This is a genomic window from Costertonia aggregata, from assembly GCF_013402795.1.
Lineage (GTDB): Bacteria > Bacteroidota > Bacteroidia > Flavobacteriales > Flavobacteriaceae > Costertonia > Costertonia aggregata.
On sequence record NZ_CP058595.1, the window covers coordinates 1,230,445 to 1,252,587 of the forward strand.

Consider the following 22,143-nt stretch of genomic DNA (forward strand, 5'->3'; position numbering starts at 1 on the left):
AGAGTTTTTTATGAAAATATTGCATGTAGATACCAATCATCCGCTTATTATAGCACAATTTAACGCTTTGGGGTTTCATAATGATGAGGATTATACTTCCCAAAAACACGAAATCGAAAATAAAATTCATGCCTATGATGGGCTTATCATCCGCAGTAGGTTTACCATAGATGCAAACTTTATCGATAAAGCAACGAACCTGAAATTTATTGGCCGTTTGGGTGCAGGATTGGAAAACATAGATGTAAAATATGCCAAATCCAAAGGTGTTTTTTTAGCGGCGGCCCCAGAAGGAAATAGAAATGCCGTAGGGGAACATGCCCTTGGTATGCTTTTGTCCCTTTTTAATAAGTTGAACAAAGCCGATTATGAGGTTAAAAACGGCACATGGGACCGTGAAGGAAACCGTGGCGTGGAGTTGGAAGGTAAGGTCGTCGGGATTATCGGTTATGGTAACATGGGCAAGGCCTTTGCCAAAAAATTAAAGGGTTTTGATGTAGAAGAGGTCATTTGTTACGATATCAAAGGTGGTGTGGAAGACGACAATGCACGCCAGGTGGGTATCATGGAATTACACCAAAAAACCGATGTACTCAGCCTTCACGTACCCCAGACCGAAACCACGATGCATATGATAAATACAGCGTTTTTAGAAAAATTCCATAAACCAATTTGGCTGTTAAATACGGCCCGTGGTAAATGTGTCGTTACCAAGGACTTGGTCTCTGCATTACAATCCGGAAAAATTTTAGGTGCCGGATTGGATGTTCTGGAATACGAAAAATCATCTTTTGAAGATATGTTCTCAAAGGATAAATTGCCCCAAGCTTTTACCTATTTGATTCAAGCCGAAAATGTGATCTTATCACCACATGTAGCAGGTTGGACGGTGGAAAGCAAAGAAAAATTGGCCCAGACCATTGTAGATAAAATCAAAGAAAGGTTTTGTAAATAAATCATAAAAATTTAAACATATGAAACTAGGTGCATTTTCAATTAGTCTTAATGTCAAGGATATTAGGGTGTCCAAAGAATTCTACGAAAAATTGGGGTTTACGGTATTTCATGGCGACATAGAACAAAACTGGCTTATCCTTAAAAACGAAACCTCGACCATAGGATTGTTTCAAGGCATGTTCGAAAAAAACATATTGACATTCAACCCTGGTTGGGACAATAATGCCAACACGCTAGATACTTTTACCGATGTGAGGGATATTCAAGACCATCTTAAAGAAAAAGGCTTGACATTGATCAGCGAAGTGGAAAAAAATAGTTCCGGACCGGCTAGTCTAACTGTGGTGGATCCTGACGGAAACCCAATATTGATAGACCAACACGTGTAAGAATGAACTACAAGGCGAATTCCCCAGAAGATTATATCAATCAATTGCCGAGCGAGCGACAAAACGTTATTTCCAAAATAAGGGAAACCATTATTAAGAATTTACCAAAAGGGTTTCAAGAACAAATGAGCTACGGTATGTTGGGTTATGTGGTTCCCCATTCCATTTATCCACCTGGCTATCATTGTGATACAAAACTTCCGTTGCCATTTATCAATTTGGCCTCGCAAAAGAACTTTATTGCATTGTACCATTCGGGGATATACGCAGATGAAAATCTTTTGGATTGGTTCGTTTCTGAATATCCGAAATACTGCAAACGCAAATTGAATATGGGAAAGAGTTGTGTGCGCTTTAAATATATGGACGATGTCCCTTATGCTTTAATTGCGGAATTGTGTGAAAAGATGACCGTAAAAGAATGGATTGCCCTATACGAGAAGAATATCAAAAAAAGTTGAAAATCGTGGTGCGCATTTGGTTGGATTTTAGAATCCGAAACCAATAAACCAGAACTTTGGCAACCAAATGACAAAGCTTTTCTCTAATATTGAAATATTTGCTACTTTTAAGCTCATAAACAACCAATAAAAAAACAACATGTCAGAAGAGAATAAGGAAAACTTAGGTGATAAGGCAGAAGATGCCGCAAAAGATTTTGGACAAGAAGCGAAAAAAACCGCAAACGAATTCAGTGACGGTTTAAACAATGCCGTTGGTGGGGGCGACAATAAAAAAATATTGGCAGGCATTTTAGGTATAGTCCTAGGTTCCCTTGGGGTTCACAAATTTATCTTGGGATATCAAAAAGAAGGAATTATCATGGCAGCGATAACCCTTGTAGGTTATGCCACTACCTGTATCGTTATAGGTGCTTTCTTTTGTTGGATACCGGGCTTGATTGGTTTGATAGAAGGTATCATTTATCTGACCAAGTCAGATGAAGAATTCTACAACACCTATCAAGTAGGTAAAAAACCTTGGTTCTAAAACAGTAAAAGCCATTGCGAATATCGTCATGGCTTTTTTATTACCGATTATTATCGTAATATTGCAATATAACATTTTAAATGTTTGCACATGGGAGCCTCAAAAACCGAAATATTTACCATTCCCCAAAATGCTTTGGCACAGGTCGCCAAAGTTCTGGCCCACCCGGCTCGGGTCGCAATTTTACAGTACATAAGCCGTCAGGAAAACTGTATCTGTAATGATTTGGTAGATGTAATCGGGCTTTCACAGCCGACCATATCACAACACTTAAACGAAATCAAGAAAATAGGCCTTCTAAAGGGTACTTTTGAAGGTAAAAATCTATGTTATTGTATCAACGCCGAAAAATGGGAAGAGCTGCAACAACTGTTTCATGCTTTTTTTGGAAAAATAAATCAAAACTGTTGCTAAATCATATACTATGAAAACTAAAGAATTTCTTTCTATTCTAGAAGAGCACTCTGGCAAGAACCTTCTTTTTGAATATAAGACCGACTGCCTCGTAGGTGCCAATTATCATATCACAGAAGTTAAAAACGTTACCGTTGATGCTGTTGACTGTGGTGCCGGGACCGATTTTTGGAAAGAAACCGTGATTCAACTATGGGAGAGCCCTACCGAGAAAGATAAAAAAGAATACATGACGGCATATAAGGCATTGGCTATCTTAAATAAAGTGGACGCCATAAAAACCATGGACAGAAATGCCGTGGTGAGATTTGAATATAGCAATCCTAAATTTCACACGGCCCAACTTTTTGTTGATGATCTTAAACTAAACCAAAACAATATTTTGATCAGACTAAGCGCTGAACCCACCGACTGTAAAGCCAAGGATACTTGTGGAGTTCCAGAAACAGCTGTCCAAGAGGCGGGCAGTTGTGCTCCAGAAAGCGGTTGTTGCTAATTGGTATCGAATCAAAATCTAGATACACTTTTTCAAACCGATTTAAAATGACCATCAGGAGCATGACCAAAGGAGACTGGTCCAAAATAGCTGAGATTTATAAAGAGGGGATACTTACCGGCTTTGCCACTTTTGAGACTACTGTTCCCACCTTTGCAGATTGGGATTCGGCCCATATGAATTCCTGTAGACTTGTGGCGACCGATGAAAATCAAAAAGTCGTAGGTTGGGCCGCTTTATCGCCTGTTTCAAGTAGGTGCGTATACGGTGGCGTTGCAGAAGTGAGTGTATATGTCGCAAAAAACAGTCGGGGAAAAAGTATAGGTAAACTATTGATGCAGCAGCTTATATCGGAAAGCGAAAAAGAAGGACTTTGGACGCTACAATCCGGAATTTTTCCCGAAAATGAAGGAAGTATCCTGCTACACAAAAAAATGGGGTTCCGTTATATAGGGAAACGGGAACGTGTAGGTAAATTACACGGGGAATGGAAAGATAATCTCCTTTTTGAAAGAAGAAGCAAAATCATAGGTGTGTAAAAATTATGGAAAACGAAAAACCACAAGTGTTCCCAGAGATAGAAACCACGATACAATCGCTAAACATCAAGGATATTGCAACCGATAGAAAAAAAACATTGCAACCGCTTGTTGAATTCTTGCAGACCAAAATTCTAAACAAGTCCCATATTGACCTTAATTTTATCTGTACCCATAATTCCCGTAGGAGCCATTTATCACAAGTATGGGGCCAAACCTTGGCCTTTTATACCGGTATAAAAAATATATCGTGCTATTCCGGAGGTACCGAAGCTACGGCGCTATTTCCAGTCGCAGCGGAAACCTTAAAAAATCTGGGGTTTAAAATCAGAAAGCTTTCGGAAGAAAAGAATCCTGTTTATAGTATTAAGTATGCCAAAAATGTACATCCTATCATAGGTTTTTCCAAAACGTACGATGATGATTTTAATCCCAAATCCGGTTTTGGAGCCATTATGACCTGTTCGCAAGCTGATGAAGGTTGCCCATTTGTTGCAGGTGCGGAAAAAAGATTTCCGATTACGTATGAAGATCCCAAGGCATTTGACAACACACCGTACCAAGCTAAAAAATATGAGGAAAGATGCCTTCAAATAGCAACGGAGCTCTACTATGTTTTTACGAAGGCTATGGCGTAAATCAGTTTTCTTTGATAGTTGTCTCTGCCAGTTTACGTTCCAATTCTGCTTGAAATTCTTCCATGACCGGTTTTACGGTACTTTCGGGCAAATCCGCAATTTTAATGTACATGAGGCCGTCTACCGAATTATTGAACAGCGGGTCTACGTTGAAAGCAACCACTTTGGCGTTTTGTTTGATATATTTTTTTATAAGCACGGGGAGCCTTAAATCGCCCGGCTCTACCTCGTTTATCAATTTATCGAATTTATTGAGATCGGCTTCGGTCTCATCAAAAACAAATTCTTTGTCGGCATCGGTCAGTTTTACCTTAAATTCTTTTTTTGGACGAATATACTGCGCCACATAAGGGTCCCAGTAGTTACTTTTCATAAACTCAATCATCAATGATTTTGAAAAGTTGGAAAACTGGTTGCTGATGCTAACGCCCCCTATCAGATATTTGTGCTCTGGGTGTCGCAATGTCGTATGTACGATACCTTTCCATAACAAAAATAAAGGCATGGGTTTCTGTTGATATTCTTTAACGATGTAAGCCCTGCCCATTTCTATGGATTTCTGCATCATACCGTATAACTCGGGTTCCAATCTGAACAAATCTTGAAGATAAAAACCATCAATACCGTAAGCGGCAAAAATTTCGGAACCCATACCCATGCGGTATGCCCCCACGATTAGTTTCTCGGTATCGTCCCACAGGAATAAATGATGGTAATAAGAATCAAACTTATCCAAATCGATGGATTTGTTGGTGCCTTCACCAATTGCCCGGAAGGTTACCTCACGCTGTCTTCCTATTTCTTTTATGATAAAAGGCATGTCTTTTTCCTGCGCCAAAAAAACCTCGTAATTTTTACTTTGGAGCAGGCGACAATCCTTTTCCCTTAATTTTTCTATTTCGCCCTCAATGACTTCGGTTCGTATGGCGGTAGCGATCTTTCTGGGGGCCTTGGGGATTTTTAAAGTGCTTGGCACCTTATCGATCAAACGTCCTTTTTCATAGGCATTTGCCAAAATATAGGTTTTCTTGCGTAGGAGTTCGGTGAATTCCTCCATAGATTTTTGTTCTTTTTGTGACTGAACCGTGATAGGTTGCCCTATTCTTACCTTTATGGGCCTGTTTTTTTGGGAATATACTTCGGACGGCAACTTTGCGGTTCTAAAAACATCACTTAGTTTAGAAAGCTTGTAAAAAAAGTTACTGTTTTTGGCGTGAAAATAAATGGGTACCACTGGTACTTCGGCTTTTCGTATCAATTTAAGGGCTGCTTCTTCCCAAGGTTTATCAACGATAAGTTTGCCATCTTTGTACGTTGACACCTCCCCTGCAGGAAAAATTCCCAAGGGATGCCCAGCACGTATATGCCCTATCGCGCTTTTGAACCCGGCAATACTGCTTTTGGCATCTTTATGGTTTTCGAACGGATTTACGGGCAGGATGTAAGGTTCCATAGGTTGAATACGGTGGAGCAAAAAATTTGCGATAATCTTAAAATCCGGCCTTAGGGAAACCAATAATTTCAGTAACAACACGCCATCGATACCGCCTAAAGGGTGATTGGATATCGTGATAAAAGATCCTGATTTGGGCAGCCGTTTAAAGTCATCTTCAGGAATTTCAAAATCGATTTCATAATGCTCTAAAATAGCATTTAAAAAATCAATCTTTTCCAAGTGTTTATGATTGTCGTAAAATCTGTTTATGCTGGATATTCGGGTAATTTTCATGAGTATCCATCCCATGAAAGTTCCCAAAAAGCCATATTTATCCAAGTGAATTGCTTTGGCTACCTCTTTTGCGGTAACTAAACCCATAGTCCAAGAATTAGATAACCGCTAATATAGAAAAAACACTAGAGGAGAGCCGCTTTTTAACATATCAAGTTAAATAAAGACAGCCCGCTATTTAACCACCAATTGCACTACTTTTTTTCCTCTTTGTTCCAAAAGCACTTCATAACCGTTCTGGAGGGAAGCTATGGCATCCTCATTGAAATGGCGGATGGTGTATAGCGAAACACCTTCATGATGGGTAACTTTAAACTTCCCTTTTAAGATATTGAGCAATTCTTGAAGCCCGCCAAATCTATTGTCCAAGCAAACCGAGAAGCTGATGGCCGAATTCTGTATCAAATCCACCTTCATTTTATAATCATGGAACAGCTTAAAAATCTCACTGATACTATCTTCGACAATGAATGAAAAATCCAAAGAGGACAACTTCATCAAAACCTGATTCTTTTTAACGATAAAACACGGGGTTTCCGGTTCTATCCCTACCCCTTTACCTACGGTAGTACCCTCGTTTTTGGGGTTTTTGAACGATTTTACAAGTAACGGAATTTCTTTTCGCTGTAAAGGCTGTAAGGTTTTCGGGTGTATTACCGATGCACCGTAAAAAGCCAGCTCAATGGCTTCACGATAAGAAATAGTGTTCAATAACCGGGTTTCCTTAAAGTACCTGGGGTCTGCGTTCAATACGCCTGGAACATCTTTCCAAATAGTGACCGAATTGGCGTTGAGACAGTACGCTAAAATTGCGGCTGTGTAATCCGAACCTTCACGACCCAATGTGGTGGTAAAGTTATTGTCATCGCTCCCTAAAAACCCTTGGGTAACATTAAGTTTGTTACGGTCCAAACCTTGGTTTACATTTTCTTGGGTCTTTTCCCAATGTATCGTTGTATCACGATAAACAGCATCGGTCTTGATAAAATCCCGAACATCTAACCAATTGTTCTGAATACCGATTTCATTTAAATAGCCGCTTATGATCGTTGTAGAAATCAATTCCCCATAACCCACCACCTGATCGTAAACAAAATTATATTTAGGTGATTTGTTCCAAGCCAAAAAACCTTGTACTTCATCAAAAAGGGACTTTACTTTTGAATAGATAGGATGTTTGGCATCTAGGAACAAACCTGCTACGATATCGTTGTGATAATCGATTACATCTTGAAACGCACTACGAAGCTTTACTTTCTCCTCAAAATATACGTTCACGATGGTTTCCATGGCGTTTGTGGTCTTGCCCATGGCCGAGACGACCAACAAGGTGTTTTCGTGACCGGTCTCTTTTAAAACATTTACCAAATTTTTTACCCCTTTGGCATCTTTGACCGATGCACCGCCGAATTTAAAAATCCTCATATATCAATATAATTTCTTGTCATTCACATTTCCCAAAACAGAAAATCCACAACTTACATATTTTTCAAATAATTCTCTATCCCCTTTTCATCTAATTGTACTACGTCCCAATCCCGCATAACGTTGGCTCCTTTACTTTGATAGAACGCAATGGCGGGTTCGTTCCAGTCCAACACCTCCCAACTTATTCGTTTTACGCCCAACTTATGACCATACTCGACAACTTTGTTCAACAGTGCCGTTCCCAGTCCGCTACCTCGCATCTGTTCAGTAACGATCAAATCTTCTAGGTGAAGTACAGGCCCTTTCCAAGTTGAATAGCGTTGGTATACCAATGCCATACCCGTAAGGTTTGAGTTTGTTTCTGCAACAAAACAATGAAATAGTTTTGTATCGCCAAATGCATCGCGTTGTAAATCCGCAGCCGTTACCTCAACGGCGTTTTCCTGTTTCTCAAATTCGGCCAGCTCTTGAATAAGTCCCAAAACTTGGGTCATATCTTTTTTTTGGACTTCCCTTATTGTATATCCCATAATTGTTACAAATAAAACACAAAGTTATAAATTTAAAAAATGAAACTATTACGAAAACGATATAGTTTCACAAAATACCCGATATTTGTATGCAAATAAAACACGACCAATGACTAAGAAAAACCAAACTCTTGGTGAGTTTATTATAGAAAATCAAGATTCCTTTCAGTACTCTTCCGGGGAGCTGTCCAAACTGATCAATGCTATTCGTCTTGCGGCAAAAGTTGTCAACCACGAAGTTAACAAAGCAGGTTTGGTAGATATTTTAGGCGATGCAGGGGACACGAACATACAGGGTGAGGAGCAAAAAAAATTAGATGTATTTGCCAACGAAAAATTTATTTCGACCTTAAAGAACAGGGAGATAGTCTGCGGTATCGCATCCGAGGAAGAGGATAGTTTTATTACCATAAACAGCAGTGATAACCAACATCAAAATAAATACGTTGTTCTTATAGATCCTTTGGATGGTTCATCCAATGTTGACGTAAATGTATCTGTAGGGACCATTTTTTCGATTTACAGAAGGGTTACCCCGGTCGGCACGCCTGTTACCCTAGAAGATTTTTTACAACCCGGAAACAAGCAAGTAGCTGCGGGCTACGTGGTTTACGGCACTTCAACCATGTTGGTATATACTACTGGTGACGGAGTGAACGGTTTTACCTTAAACCCGGCCTTAGGCACTTTTTACCTATCCCATCCCAATATGCAGTTTCCGGAAACGGGAAAGATATATTCGGTAAATGAAGGAAATTATGTGCATTTTCATCAAGGCGTAAAAGACTATATCAAATATTGTCAGGAAGAAGAGGGCGACAGACCGTATACCTCAAGATATATTGGCTCGCTAGTATCCGATTTTCACAGAAACATGATAAAGGGCGGTATTTACATGTACCCCAAAAGTAGTGTTACCGAAAGTGGAAAACTACGCTTGCTCTATGAATGCAACCCCATGGCATTTATAGCCGAACAGGCCAACGGTATAGCCATTGGCGGGAAAACACGTATTATGGATATTGAACCTACAGAACTGCACCAACGTGTACCCTTTTTCTGTGGTAGCCGAAAAATGGTCGAAAAACTTCAGGAATTTTTGGATAAATACCATTAAAAAATGAGCCAAAACTCACTTTTCAAGTAAAGGAATAATCTCTCTTTTTACCTGTTCATTTTCTTGATTTCCTCTGAAAACTCATCTACATCAACACCACTATCTACCAATTTCAATGCCTTATCCACTACATAGGTAACGTTTTCGGAAGAAAACCCAAGTCCAATGCCCAAGCGTTCCAACATTGGGGTTTGTTTTTCCCCTAAATGATGGTCGGCGTAGACCATGCGTGCCAAATCATACAAACGCTCCAAGCGTTCGTCGTAGTTTCTTGGTGGATTTATAGGGTGGGTCATATAATCTTTCAAAATTTCCTTATAATCGTTATCGGATATATCCAGCCTTCTGGCCAACCTGTCAATAAAGGCCCTTTCTTCATCGGTTATTATCCCATCGCTCATGGCAACCCTAACGATTGCGGCAAAATGGTCTTGATTTCTTTTTTGAAATCCACTATCAAATAAATCTGAAATCGACATGCTCTTGTATTTTAGAAGAGCAAATATAATTTTTTTAGAAGTCAAAATTTAAATTGAATGCAACTTTGTTTTACCCCCAAATTTGTAACTTTCACATGCTATGAAGAAACCGCTTCTTGAATTTACCCCTAAAGGTATTTATTGTGATGCCGCAAAAGTATATTTAGATCCTTGGAAACCTGTTGACAAGGCCATAATTTCCCATGGCCATGCGGACCATAGCCGCTGGGGGCATCAGCAATACATTACCCATCACAGGAATGTCCCCATAATTTCGCATAGGTTGGGAGAAATAAACGTTACAGGTAAAGGGTGGGGCGAAACGTTCAGCATCAACAATGTAAAATTCAGTTTACATCCTGCAGGGCATATTATCGGGTCGTCCCAAATTCGGGTAGAGCACAAAGGTGAAGTTTGGGTATTTACCGGTGATTACAAAACAGAGAACGACGGAATTTCAACTCCTTACGAACCCATTAAATGCCATACCTTCATTACCGAATGTACTTTTGGCCTACCCGCTTTTAAATGGATTCCCCAAAAGGAGGTATTGCAAAATATAAATCAGTGGTGGTCCCAGAACAAAGCCGAAGGAAAAACCTCTATCTTATTCGGTTATAGTTTGGGAAAAGCACAACGCCTTTTAAAATATTTAAACACGGATATCGGAAAAATATATACTCACGGTGCCATTGAAAACATGACCAAAGTATTACGGCCTCTAGTTGATTTTCCGGAAACTACCCTAATAACCAGGGACACTAAAAAGGAAGAGCTTCTAGGAAATATAGTGCTCGCACCACCAAGTGCCCATGGTTCTACTTGGATACGTAAAATGGTACCCTACGTAACGGCATCTGCTAGTGGATGGATGACCTTCCGTGGAGCGCGAAGAAGAAGGGCGATTGACAAAGGCTTTGTACTCAGTGATCATTGTGATTGGCAGGGCCTCTTGAAGAGTATTGAAGCTAGTGGAGCGGAAAAAATAATCTGCACCCATGGTTACACCGAAATTTTTTCACGTTACCTGAGAGAACAGGGCTATGATGCACGAACGGAGGAAACACAATATGGCGAGGAAGAGAACGAGACCATAGTCCTAAAAGAAAAAATTGAAGCATGAGAGATTTTGCCCAGCTCATAAAAACGCTCGACAGTACCAACAAGACCAACCTAAAAGTACAGGCACTGGCCGATTATTTTCAAAAAGCCGGCGACAAGGATAAGGTTTGGACAATAGCGATTCTTTCCCACCGTAGACCTCCTAGACCCGTAAATACGACTTTATTGAGGGAATGGGCTTCTGATTTGGCCAATATTCCGCTTTGGCTTTTTGAGGAAAGCTATCACATTGTAGGTGATTTGGCGGAGACTATCGCACTGGTCATCCCCTCCTCATCAAAATCCACTGAAAAAAGTCTGACCCAATTTCTTGAGGAAATGATCGCACTCAAAAAGAAGGAAGACACTGATAAAAAAGCCTATCTCTATGAAAATTGGAAAGTCTTGGATTATTATGAGCGTTTCGTGTTCACAAAATTGATTACCGGTGGGTTCCGTATTGGGGTTAGCCAAAAATTAATGACCCGGGCCCTATCCAAAGCCACTGAAATAGACGAAGATGTTTTGGCTTATAAACTAATGGGCAATTGGGACCCTAACAAAATATCTTTCCAAGACTTGGTCCTAGAGCAAAACGAAAGTGATTACCTCTCCAAACCCTATCCCTTTTATTTGGCCTACGCTATCGAGGGTGAGGCCCAAGATCTGGGGGATGTTACCGCTTGGTCCGTTGAACATAAATGGGACGGTATTCGCTCACAGGTAATTCTAAGAAACGATGAGCTTTTTGTTTGGAGCCGTGGCGAGGAGTTGGTCACCGATAAATATCCGGAGTTTGAAAAATTTATAGGAATCGTACCCAACGGCACGGTCATCGACGGCGAGATACTACCCTACCCTAATGGGGAAATAGGCACTTTTAACGATTTACAAACACGCATTGGTCGTAAAACGGTATCAAATGCCTTATTGAAAAAAGTTCCCGTAATTCTCAAAGCTTATGACATCTTGGAATGGGAAGGCAAAGACATTAGAAACATGCCCTTTACGGAGCGGAGGAAAATAGTAAACGGTTTGATGCAACAATGTCACCTTGAACAGTCATCCCAAGCGGAGCCAAGGGGAAAAAAAGAAGACTCAAAGATTAATTTCCCACGCTCGTTCGAAATGACAAAAATGGAACATATTCCATTGCATCTCTCCCAAACCATGCACTTTGATTCATGGGAAGAAGTAGCCAAAGAGCGTGAACGGGCAAGGGAGGTTCGCAGTGAAGGATTAATGCTAAAACGAAAAGATTCTCCCTATTTAGTGGGTAGAAAAAAAGGCGATTGGTGGAAATGGAAAGTAGACCCCTTAACGATTGATGCTGTTCTCACTTATGCCATGCGCGGCCATGGCAGGCGCAGTAATCTCTTTACCGATTATACTTTTGCCCTTTGGGATAAAAATGACAAAGCCGAAAAAGAGCTGGTCACTTTCGCCAAGGCCTATTCCGGGCTTACCGATGCCGAATTTCGCAAAGTGGATGCATGGATCAAAAAAAATACCTTGGAACGTTTTGGACCGGTACGTTCCGTTACACCGCATCACGTTTTTGAAATCGCCTTTGAGGGCATCGCTTTGTCCAAACGCCATAAAAGTGGTGTTGCTACCCGTTTTCCACGTATTTTACGATGGCGTCAGGATAAAAAGATTGAAGAGGCGAATACGCTCGAAGACTTAAAAGCACTAATTCCGAACAGTAACGAATCGTAAGTTTGTACAATGTCATTTAGAAATATATTAATAGTGAAATATCAAAATCCTTTAGATTTCCCACATTCGTTCGAAATGACTTTTGATTGACAGATATGAATCGTGATCAACTTTTCAACATAGCCCAAAACTGGTTCCAAGAACAAAACTGGAAGCCGTTCAAATTCCAAAAAGATACTTGGAAGGCATTCCTGCAGGGCAAAAACGGATTGCTGAACGCCCCAACCGGTAGCGGAAAAACCTATGCACTTTGGTTTCCTATTGTTTTGAACTACATCAAACAAAATCCAGACTATAAATCAAAACACCCTAAGGGGCTAAAAGCAGTTTGGATTACACCTCTACGGGCTTTGTCACAAGAAATAAAGCAATCGGCGGAAAGAGTAACCTCAGATTTGGAAACCCAGATGACCGTGGGCATACGCACTGGTGACACTACGACCAAAGAACGTTCACGACAAAAAACGTCGATGCCCGACTTATTGATCACTACTCCGGAGAGCCTTCAATTATTACTTTCTTCCAAAGGATACGATAAGGTGTTCAAAGATTGTTCGGCCATTGTAATTGATGAGTGGCACGAACTTTTGGGAACCAAACGTGGCGTACAAATGGAACTGGGGCTATCCCGACTCAAAACTATCTGCAAAGACCTTCGTATTTGGGGAATTTCCGCTACTATCGGTAATTTGGAACAAGCCAGGGAAGTTTTATTGGGACCTACTAGCGATGCTTTCAACAATTCGGTGTTGATAAAGGCAAAACTGGACAAAAAGATAACCGTCAAGAGCATCATCCCTAAGAAAATGGAGACTTTTCCTTGGCGCGGGCACTTAGGTCTTCACCTACTTGAGGATGTGGTCCCGATCATCAATAACAGCAAGACCACACTACTTTTTACCAATACTAGAAGCCAGTGCGAAATATGGTTTCAAAAAATTTTGGAAAAGTACCCCGAATATGCCGGTGAAATGGCCATGCACCATGGCAGCGTGAACAAGGAAACCAGACTCTGGGTAGAGCAGGCCATCCGCAATGAAAGCCTAAAAGCCGTGGTTTGTACCTCCAGTCTAGATCTAGGTGTAGATTTTGCCCCGGTAGAGACCGTAGTGCAAATAGGTGGCCCCAAGGGCGTAGCCCGATTTCTGCAACGCGCGGGAAGAAGCGGTCATAGACCCGGTAGGGAAAGTGTGATTCATTTTTTGCCCACCCACGCCATGGAATTGATTGAAGCTTCTGCCATGCAAGAAGCGGTACGCAATGCCGCAGTAGAAGATAGGATACCGTATCTGAACAGTTACGATGTATTGCTTCAATATTTGACCACATTGGCCGTTTCGGACGGGTTTTATCCCAATGAGATATATCCAGAAATAAAACAGACCTTTTGTTACCAGACCCTATCAAAAGAGCAATGGCAATGGCTATTGAACTTTTTGGTCATGGGGAGCCAAAGCCTACAATCTTATGACGAATACAAAAAGGTAGAAGTAGAGTCGGATGGAAAATTCAAGGTGAACAATCTAGGCATTGCAATGCGGCATCGTTTTCAAATCGGAACCATTGTAGGTGATGCATCTATTGCGGTACGCTACCAAAAAGGAGGATATATTGGATCGATTGAAGAATATTTTATCTCGAAATTGACCCCGGGCGATGTGTTCACCTTTGCGGGAAGAAACTTGGAATTTATTCGAGTAAAAGGCATGCAGGCCCATGTTCGCAATTCAAACAAGCGTACCAATAAAGTACCTAGTTGGATGGGCGGTAGATTGAGTTTCTCGGCACAAATGTCAGAGTTGTTGCGGCAAGAACTCTATACGGCCCAATTGCCCAAAAAAGAACAGTCCAAAGAGATACAATCTCTAGGGCCAATGTTTGCAAAACAACGCGAAGAAAGTATAGTCCCCAATCCTGATGAGTTCTTGATCGAAACTTTTAAGACACGGGACGGTCACCATCACATCTTTTATCCGTTCGAAGGTCGTGGCGTGCATGAGGCCATGAGTAGCCTATTGGCATATCGTATAAGCCTATTGTCGCCTATTACCTGTTCCTTGGCATATAATGATTATGGTTTTGAGTTATTGTCCGATAAACAAATTGATATACAACAAGTACTGGACAATAATTTGTTCACTAGCGAATACATGTTGAGTGATTTGCAAAAAAGCTTGAACTCTAACGAAATGGCCCGTCGAAAATTTCGTGATATCGCCGTTATCAGTGGTATGGTTTTTACGGGCTATCCCGATAAGGGCACCAAAATGAAACATTTGCAAAGCAGCTCACAGTTATTGTTTGATGTATTTAAGGACTTTGAAGCCGATAATCTATTATACCAACAAGCCTATACCGAAACTTTTGAGCACCAATTGGAAGAGGGGCGATTACGCTTGGCTCTGGAACGCATTAACGATCAGAACATCATTTGGAAAGCCTGTCAAAAACCGACCCCGTTTTCATTCCCGATAATTACGGATAGGCTACGCGAAAAATTATCCAATGAAAAATTGGCCGATAGAATAAAGCGGATGACCGCTATTTTGATGAAAAAATAGATGATTTAAAGCATGACCCGATCCATACAAATAAACGACCAAAACTTCACCATGCATCCTTCCCGAGTGCTCTTTTGGGAAGAAAAATCAATGGTATTGATCAGCGATGTACATTTGGGAAAAGTATCGCATTTCAGAAAATTCGGGGCTGCAGTACCACAACAGGCCGTTCAAAAAAATTTTGATATGCTCAATGAGGTCGTCGATTTTTTCAATCCAAAATCGATAGTTTTCATGGGCGACCTGTTTCATTCCTCTTTAAACAACGAATGGCAACTTTTTGAAGGCTGGGTCAAAAAGCAAAGCGCAACGTTAGTTTTGGTTGCAGGAAACCACGATATCATTGCCCCTTCAAAATATGAGGATGTGAACATAAAGGTAGTGTCCGAAATTCAGTTAGATGGGTATTTGTTCACGCACCATCCGGAGAAACGTGAAGGATTTTTCAACTTTTCCGGTCACATACACCCCGCCATCAAATTAACAGGATTGGGAAGGCAATCGGTACGGTTACCCTGCTTTTTCAAATCCCAAAACCAGTTGATCTTACCTGCATTTGGAGAATTTACAGGAACATATACGGTAACTCCGCAAAAAGGCAATGAGGTATTTGCCGTATTGGGAGATGCCATAATCGCAGTTCCTTTGAGGGAAAGAAAAAACAACGGGCCTACTTCAAAATAGGAAATGAAAATACGTTTAGCGTTAAGACCATAATTAAGTAAGCTATACTTTTACGAAAACATCGTATGAAAAAAACCCTGTCCGTTATAAATGTATTGTCCGTGCTATTGGTTATTGTAGTGAATTACCTGTCGCAAACCATGCGCTGGAACAATACGACCATAGGGGAAATCAGCAATACGTACAGCAATTTATTCACACCAGCGAGTTATGCGTTCGCAATTTGGGGCATCATATTTTTGAGCCTATTGGCCTACGGTATCTTTCAGGTACGCCGTGCTTTTTTTAGTGGTAAAAAAAGTAAGTTTATTGGGCAAACGGGATATTGGTTTACCATTGCCAACGTTCTAAATGCGACTTGGGTAATCACTTTTGTTTATGATTATACAGGATTATCGGTACTCATTATGTTGGGCATACTTTTTTCGCTCATCAAGATTGTTTTGAATACCAATATGGAACGCTGGGATGCACCTATTGAAGTTATCGCTCTGGTATGGTGGCCCATCTGCCTCTATAGTGGTTGGATTTCAGTAGCTACAATAGCCAATATTGCCGCATATTTGACCAAATTGGGCTGGAATGGCGGAGTCTTATCGGAAATAAACTGGACGATTCTCATGATCGCAATTGCTACGCTACTGAATATTTTTATGATTTGGAAACGTTGTATGCGAGAGTTTGCCGCCGTTGGGGTTTGGGCATTATTCGCCATTTATGTTCGCCACCAAAATAGCTTGGAAAGCATTGCTTACATAGCGTTAGCGGCAAGTATCTTTGTATTGGTCAATATTGGTATTCATGGGTTTATGAATAGAAAAACGAATCCATTTATCAAACTTCAGGAAAGAATAAAAGAGTGAAAGCAATCGCCTTACACATCAATATTTTAGATGCTTATATACCGTAACTTTTTGGACAGCATCGTATCTTTGCATTTTTAAATTGTAACTGTTGCCGCATTCTTATATCCAACAACTTTTCTCACAGTCTTCCATAACCAGAAAACTAGGGCAAGCCATTGCCCATTCAAAACCTTCGACGATACTTAAAATACAACTGAAAGGACTTACCGGGTCATCACTTTCCTTTGTACTATCAGATGCATTTCAAAATTCGGACGCCCCATTTTTATTGATTTTTAATGACAAGGAAGAAGCGGCTTACTACCTCAACGACCTGGAACAGCTCATTGGTGAAAACGACGTACTTTTTTACCCGGGCAGTTATCGCAGGCCTTATCAAATCGAGGAAACCGACAATGCCAACGTTCTTTTGCGCGCCGAGGTGTTGAACCGTATCAATTCCAGAAAAAAACCGGCGGTCATCGTTACTTATCCCGATGCCCTTTTTGAAAAAGTGGTGACCCGTAGGGAACTTGAAAAAAATACTTTAAAAATAAAGCTTGATGATACGCTCTCGCTAGATTTTTTGAACGAAGTATTGTTTGAGTATAAATTCAAACGTGTAGATTTTGTGACCGAACCCGGCGAGTTTTCTGTACGTGGCGGTATTGTTGACGTATTTTCATTTTCCCACGACGAACCTTATCGCATCGAATTTTTTGGGGACGAAGTAGACAGCATTCGCACTTTTGACGTAGAAACCCAACTTTCTACGGAAAAAATCAAAAAAATTACCATAATCCCCAATGTGGCCAATAAATTTTTAGAGGAAAAGAGGGAAAGTTTTTTAAGCTATGTCTCGGACAAGACCATAGTCTTTGCTAAAAATACCGACTTACTCTTTGCCCGTTTGGATGATTTTTACAACAAGGCTATTGAAGCTTTTGATAAACTCTCCAAAGACATAAAACATGCCGAGCCAAAAGAGCTTTTCTTAAATTCCGGAGTTTTTAAAAAACAATTGGAAGCATTCCGATTGATATCTTCTTCTGTCATATCGTGCAGCGATGAGATAGAATTTCACACAAAGCCCCAACCATCCTTCAATAAAAAGTTTGATTTATTGATCGAGAATCTTAACGAAAACCACGCAAAAGGGTATAGTAATTATATTTTTTGTGCAACGGAACAACAGGCCAAACGATTTCATGATATTTTTGAAGAAGTTGATAAACAGGTACATTATAAAACATTAGTGTTCCCGTTATACCAAGGGTTTATTGATAACGATTTAAAAATAGCCTGCTATACAGACCATCAAATTTTTGAGCGTTACCATAAGTTCCATTTAAAAAACGGCTATGCCAAAAAACAGGCTATAACGCTTAAAGAGCTCAATAAACTCGAGATTGGGGATTACGTGACCCATATTGACCACGGTATAGGAAAATTTGGCGGACTCCAAAAAATCGATGTTGAAGGAAAAAAACAAGAGGCTATCAAATTGGCCTATGGTGAGCGTGACATTCTATACGTGAGCATACATTCGCTTCATAAGATATCTAAATTTAACGGCAAGGACGGGGCCGCACCAAAAATATATAAATTAGGTTCCGGAGCTTGGAAAAAGGTAAAGGACAAAACCAAGTCCCGGGTTAAAAAAATTGCCTTTGACCTTATAAAGGTATACGCCAAACGCCGTTTGGAAAAGGGCTTTCGGTATGACCCGGACAGTTACTTGCAAAATGAACTGGAAGCCTCTTTTATTTATGAGGACACACCTGACCAAAGTACCGCTACGGCCGACATTAAAAAAGATATGGAAAGCGAACGCCCTATGGATAGGCTTATTTGTGGCGATGTAGGTTTTGGCAAGACCGAAGTTGCCATACGTGCCGCTTTCAAGGCCGTGGACAATGGCAAACAAGTTGCCGTGCTTGTCCCCACTACGATCTTGGCGTTTCAACACCATCGTACCTTTTCGGAACGTTTAAAAGAAATGCCCGTAACGGTAGATTACCTGAACAGATTTAGAACGGCAAAGGAGCGCCGAGAAACTTTGGAAAAATTGGAGGCGGGCCAAGTTGATATCATTATCGGCACACACCAATTGGTCAATAAAAATGTAAAATTCAAAGACCTTGGTCTTTTGATTGTTGATGAGGAACAAAAGTTCGGTGTGGCCGTAAAGGACAAATTAAAATCCATCAAAGAAAACGTAGATGTCTTGACCTTGACCGCTACGCCCATCCCCCGAACGCTGCAGTTTAGCCTAATGGCGGCCAGGGATTTATCGGTCATCAACACAGCGCCACCCAATAGATATCCTATTGAGAGCAGGGTTATCCGATTTACCGAAGAAACCATTAGAGATGCCATACGCTATGAGATTGAACGTGGCGGACAGGTGTTTTTTATCCATAACCGTATTGAAAACATCAAAGAGGTTGCCGGCATGATACAACGTTTGGTACCCGATGCCAAAGTGGGTATCGGCCATGGCCAAATGGAGGGTAAAAAACTGGAAACCCTTATGCTGAGTTTCATTAATGGCGAGTTTGACGTTCTTGTATCCACCACAATTGTAGAAAGCGGACTGGACGTTACCAATGCAAATACCATTTTTATTAACAACGCAAACAACTTTGGCCTGAGCGACCTGCACCAAATGCGCGGCCGTGTAGGCCGTGGCAACAAAAAAGCATTCTGCTATTTTATTACGCCACCCTATGATGTTATGACCAGCGATGCCCGAAAACGAATCGAAGCCTTGGAACAGTTTACTGAACTGGGGAGCGGATTCAATATCGCCATGAAAGATTTGGAAATTCGCGGAGCGGGCGACCTATTGGGAGGCGAGCAAAGCGGATTTATCAACGAAATTGGGTTTGAAACCTATCAAAAAATATTGGCCGAAGCGATTGACGAGCTCAAAGAGAACGAGTTCAAGGAACTGTATGAAGAAGTAGAAGGCAAGACCGATAAAATATTCGTTAAGGAAACCCAATTAGATGCCGATTTTGAATTGCTCTTCCCCGATGATTACATCAATAACATTACGGAGCGGTTGACATTGTATACAGACCTCAACCAAGTCAAAGATGAAGAAGAGCTACAAAAGTTTGAAGACCAACTGGTAGATCGCTTTGGGGAGTTGCCCGCCCAGGCAGAAGATTTATTGAATTCCGTTCGTATCAAATGGATTGCCAACAGCATTGGCCTAGAAAAAATAGTGATGAAGAAAGGGAAGATGATCGGATATTTTATTGCCGATCAGCAGTCGGATTTTTATCAAAGTGCGGCTTTTACACAAGTATTACAGTTTGTTCAAAGCCATCCGCAGCATTGCAAGATGAAGGAAAAGACCACCCGTAACGGGTTGCGGTTGTTATTGACCATTGAAGGAATCACTTCAGTGGACAAGGCGTTGAAGGCTTTGGGGCCGTTTGGCACGAACACCGTTCTTGAAACCGTGTAGATTTCTCACGTTCGTTCGAAATGACATTCAAAAACGAGTTGCCTTTGTTACAAAAACAGCACGAAAGGTCATTTCGACAGAGCAAAGCGACGAGAAATCCAAAAACCATTTTAGAAATGTCAACGTTTGTGAGATTTCTCACTCTCGTTCGAAATGACACTCAGAAAGAAATTCATTATTAGATTATATAGATGAAAATAGTCATTTCGACGGAGCAAAGCGACGAGAAATCCAAAATAAGTTATTTTTAGAGATGCTTTATAGTTACTTTGTTTATATAGTCACTAATGAAAATAAAACTGCGCTCTATATAGGAATGACCAATAATATTCAAAGGAGATTATCACAACATTATTTTGACAGCAAAAATGCCAAAAAATCATTCGCAGGGAAATATAATTGCTATTATTTGCTGTACTATGAAGGTTTTGAATCCCCTGAAACAGCTATACAAAGGGAAAAAGAAATCAAAAAATGGAGACGGAAAAAGAAAAATAGATTAATCAGTGATTTTAACCCCGAATGGGAGTTTTTAAATAATGAAGTAATTTAGATGCCCTCAGTTATGAGATTTCTCACATTTGTTCGAAATGACATTCAAAAACGAGTTGCCTTTGTTACGAAAACAGCAAGAAAGGTCATTTCGACGGAGTAAAGCGACGAGAAATCCAAAAAACCATTTTTTAAAAATGCCCTCGGTTATGAGATTTCTCACGTTCGTTCGAAATGACATGCAGAAAAAATTCATTGTTAGATTATATAGGTGAAAATAGTCATTTCGACGGAGCAAAGCGACGAGAAATCCAAAAAACCATTTTTTAAAAATGCCCTCGGTTATGAGATTTCTCACGTTCGTTCGAAATGACAAAAAAACACATAGGGTCATTTCGAATTGAGGAGAGTTACGACAATTGGTAAGCCCATCAAAACCGGACTAAACCATAGATTTCTTTTGATCGTTCCATTCGCTTCAAAATGACTATATGGACTTATATACGTACAATGCCGTGCGAATGTCGGGTCAAATTTTGGAAAGTTCGTTGGTTAGGTTTTATCTTGATCGTAACATTGCTGAATAATCCAAAAAGCAATTACGATGAAACAACCGGCATTGGGTAATAAGATTACCGAACTACGCAAACAAAAAGGGCTTACACAAGAGGAACTGGTAGAACGTTGCAATATTAATGTGCGAACGTTACAGCGCATTGAAAATGGGGAAGTATCGCCCAGAAGCTATACCATAAAGACTATTTTATCCGCATTGGACCATGACTATGAAGAACTCTATGGCTCAAAAGAAGAAAACGATTCAAACATCATAAATTCAAATTCTAAAAACGAAGTAAAAACCGTTCGGTTTTTGTTGACCCTTGCAGGCATTTCGGGTATTCTATATTTGATTTCAGGACCATTTGAAGCTTTTGCCGATATATCCAGATTTGGGGAAGACGAACTTATATTTGGTTTAAATGGTCACATTACCATTAAAATCATTTCCTATTTAAGTTATGCCCTTATGGCTTATGGTTTTTTGATTACAGGAAGGCTACTAAAAAACTATCTAATGAAAATTGCTTCGGTATTGCTCATTATCGTTCTACTATTGTTCTACATATATGATGTGGCTTCATTGTTTTTCAACACAGTATTTCCTGTTGAAGGTATTTTGATCGCCGAATCTATTATCGTGGGAACTTTGGGTATGTTGTTCGGCATATCGATTATCAAATCTGCAAAGCGTTTGGGTACGGTAGGTTATGCAGCAGGTGGTCTTGAAATTTTGGCCTCGGTTTGTTTTCTCACAGTAATTTTGGCACCAATAGGTTTATTTGTTCAATTTGCGGCGATACTAATGGAAGTGATTTTTCTCTTCAAAACAAGGGAAATGGTAAAATACCGCCCATAGGCCATTCTTTGTTGTATAAAAAACGTTGACCCATCTGATTATTACAGGTGATTTCTTAAAGGTATTGTGCATCACCGGAGCAAAATTCTTTTAATAAAGCCCATGTTCTCGACTTTACCTTAAAGAAAAAACAGGACTTA

21 protein-coding genes are annotated in these 22,143 nt (G+C 40.4%); 17 read left to right on the top strand and 4 right to left on the bottom strand.

All coding sequences use genetic code 11. The annotated features are described in order from the left end of the window. The first annotated feature begins 10 nt into the window (after nt 1-10). From HYG79_RS05665 to HYG79_RS05700, 8 genes are all read left to right on the top strand, one after another. Complete coding sequence (locus tag HYG79_RS05665; protein WP_179241150.1) at nt 11-955, top strand: 2-hydroxyacid dehydrogenase; 945 nt, start codon at nt 11-13, stop codon at nt 953-955. A gap of 19 nt (nt 956-974) precedes the next feature. Next, nucleotides 975-1,346, top strand: coding sequence for a VOC family protein (locus HYG79_RS05670; RefSeq protein WP_179241151.1), 372 nt, complete (start codon nt 975-977; stop codon nt 1,344-1,346). 2 nt (nt 1,347-1,348) lie between these two features. Then, on the top strand, nt 1,349-1,807 hold the full coding sequence (locus tag HYG79_RS05675; protein ID WP_179241152.1) for a DUF1801 domain-containing protein: 459 nt from the start codon (nt 1,349-1,351) through the stop codon (nt 1,805-1,807). A 139-nt stretch (nt 1,808-1,946) separates the two neighbouring features. Then, the gene (locus tag HYG79_RS05680) at nt 1,947-2,336 is read left to right on the top strand and encodes a TM2 domain-containing protein (protein ID WP_179241153.1); all 390 of its coding nucleotides are present in this window, start codon (nt 1,947-1,949) and stop codon (nt 2,334-2,336) included. 90 nt (nt 2,337-2,426) lie between these two features. Next, nucleotides 2,427-2,750, top strand: a complete 324-nt coding sequence (locus HYG79_RS05685) for an ArsR/SmtB family transcription factor (protein ID WP_179241154.1) — start codon at nt 2,427-2,429, stop codon at nt 2,748-2,750. A 10-nt stretch (nt 2,751-2,760) separates the two neighbouring features. After that, nucleotides 2,761-3,246 (top strand): DUF6428 family protein, encoded by a 486-nt coding sequence (locus HYG79_RS05690; protein WP_179241155.1) that lies wholly within the window; start codon nt 2,761-2,763, stop codon nt 3,244-3,246. A gap of 47 nt (nt 3,247-3,293) precedes the next feature. Further along, nucleotides 3,294-3,785 carry a GNAT family N-acetyltransferase gene (locus HYG79_RS05695; protein WP_179241156.1) on the top strand — a complete coding sequence of 164 codons (492 nt, stop codon included), beginning with the start codon at nt 3,294-3,296 and terminating at the stop codon, nt 3,783-3,785. A 5-nt stretch (nt 3,786-3,790) separates the two neighbouring features. Next, on the top strand, nt 3,791-4,423 hold the full coding sequence (locus HYG79_RS05700; RefSeq protein ID WP_179241157.1) for an arsenate-mycothiol transferase ArsC: 633 nt from the start codon (nt 3,791-3,793) through the stop codon (nt 4,421-4,423). A gap of 1 nt (nt 4,424) precedes the next feature. Here HYG79_RS05700 and HYG79_RS05705 read toward each other — a convergent pair whose 3' ends face one another. From HYG79_RS05705 to HYG79_RS05715, 3 genes are all read right to left on the bottom strand, one after another. Beyond that, nucleotides 4,425-6,239 (bottom strand): GNAT family N-acyltransferase, encoded by a 1,815-nt coding sequence (locus HYG79_RS05705; RefSeq protein ID WP_179241158.1) that lies wholly within the window; start codon nt 6,237-6,239, stop codon nt 4,425-4,427. An 87-nt stretch (nt 6,240-6,326) separates the two neighbouring features. Further along, on the bottom strand, nt 6,327-7,577 hold the full coding sequence (locus HYG79_RS05710) for an aspartate kinase (protein ID WP_179241159.1): 1,251 nt from the start codon (nt 7,575-7,577) through the stop codon (nt 6,327-6,329). Nucleotides 7,578-7,630: 53 nt separating this feature from the next. Then, nucleotides 7,631-8,110, bottom strand: coding sequence for a GNAT family N-acetyltransferase (locus tag HYG79_RS05715; protein WP_179241160.1), 480 nt, complete (start codon nt 8,108-8,110; stop codon nt 7,631-7,633). Between the two features lie 109 nt (nt 8,111-8,219). Here HYG79_RS05715 and fbp point away from each other — a divergent pair, with 109 nt between their 5' ends. After that, nucleotides 8,220-9,227: a class 1 fructose-bisphosphatase gene (gene fbp / locus HYG79_RS05720; RefSeq protein ID WP_179241161.1), complete on the top strand. Its 1,008-nt coding sequence runs from the start codon at nt 8,220-8,222 to the stop codon at nt 9,225-9,227. Between the two features lie 47 nt (nt 9,228-9,274). Here the strand turns inward: fbp and HYG79_RS05725 are convergent, their stop codons facing one another. Beyond that, nucleotides 9,275-9,706, bottom strand: coding sequence for a tellurite resistance TerB family protein (locus tag HYG79_RS05725; RefSeq protein ID WP_179241162.1), 432 nt, complete (start codon nt 9,704-9,706; stop codon nt 9,275-9,277). 100 nt (nt 9,707-9,806) lie between these two features. Here HYG79_RS05725 and HYG79_RS05730 point away from each other — a divergent pair, with 100 nt between their 5' ends. From HYG79_RS05730 to HYG79_RS05765, 8 genes are all read left to right on the top strand, one after another. Then, a complete protein-coding gene (locus tag HYG79_RS05730; protein WP_179241163.1) occupies nt 9,807-10,829 on the top strand; it encodes a ligase-associated DNA damage response exonuclease in 1,023 nt (340 codons plus the stop codon). Continuing rightward, nucleotides 10,826-12,526 carry an ATP-dependent DNA ligase gene (locus HYG79_RS05735; RefSeq protein ID WP_179241164.1) on the top strand — a complete coding sequence of 567 codons (1,701 nt, stop codon included), beginning with the start codon at nt 10,826-10,828 and terminating at the stop codon, nt 12,524-12,526. The genes HYG79_RS05730 and HYG79_RS05735 overlap by 4 nt, the downstream gene beginning before the upstream one ends. 95 nt (nt 12,527-12,621) lie before the next feature. Further along, complete coding sequence (locus HYG79_RS05740; protein WP_179241165.1) at nt 12,622-15,087, top strand: ligase-associated DNA damage response DEXH box helicase; 2,466 nt, start codon at nt 12,622-12,624, stop codon at nt 15,085-15,087. Nucleotides 15,088-15,099: 12 nt separating this feature from the next. Next, nucleotides 15,100-15,771 carry a ligase-associated DNA damage response endonuclease PdeM gene (gene pdeM, locus HYG79_RS05745; protein WP_179241166.1) on the top strand — a complete coding sequence of 224 codons (672 nt, stop codon included), beginning with the start codon at nt 15,100-15,102 and terminating at the stop codon, nt 15,769-15,771. 65 nt (nt 15,772-15,836) lie between these two features. Further along, on the top strand, nt 15,837-16,634 hold the full coding sequence (locus tag HYG79_RS05750) for a tryptophan-rich sensory protein (RefSeq protein ID WP_179241167.1): 798 nt from the start codon (nt 15,837-15,839) through the stop codon (nt 16,632-16,634). A 91-nt stretch (nt 16,635-16,725) separates the two neighbouring features. Beyond that, nucleotides 16,726-20,094, top strand: a complete 3,369-nt coding sequence (mfd, locus tag HYG79_RS05755; RefSeq protein WP_179241168.1) for a transcription-repair coupling factor — start codon at nt 16,726-16,728, stop codon at nt 20,092-20,094. A 253-nt stretch (nt 20,095-20,347) separates the two neighbouring features. Beyond that, the gene (locus HYG79_RS05760; protein ID WP_179241169.1) at nt 20,348-20,647 is read left to right on the top strand and encodes a GIY-YIG nuclease family protein; all 300 of its coding nucleotides are present in this window, start codon (nt 20,348-20,350) and stop codon (nt 20,645-20,647) included. 543 nt (nt 20,648-21,190) lie between these two features. Next, the gene (locus tag HYG79_RS05765) at nt 21,191-22,003 is read left to right on the top strand and encodes a helix-turn-helix domain-containing protein (RefSeq protein ID WP_179241170.1); all 813 of its coding nucleotides are present in this window, start codon (nt 21,191-21,193) and stop codon (nt 22,001-22,003) included. The last annotated feature ends 140 nt before the right edge of the window (nt 22,004-22,143 follow it).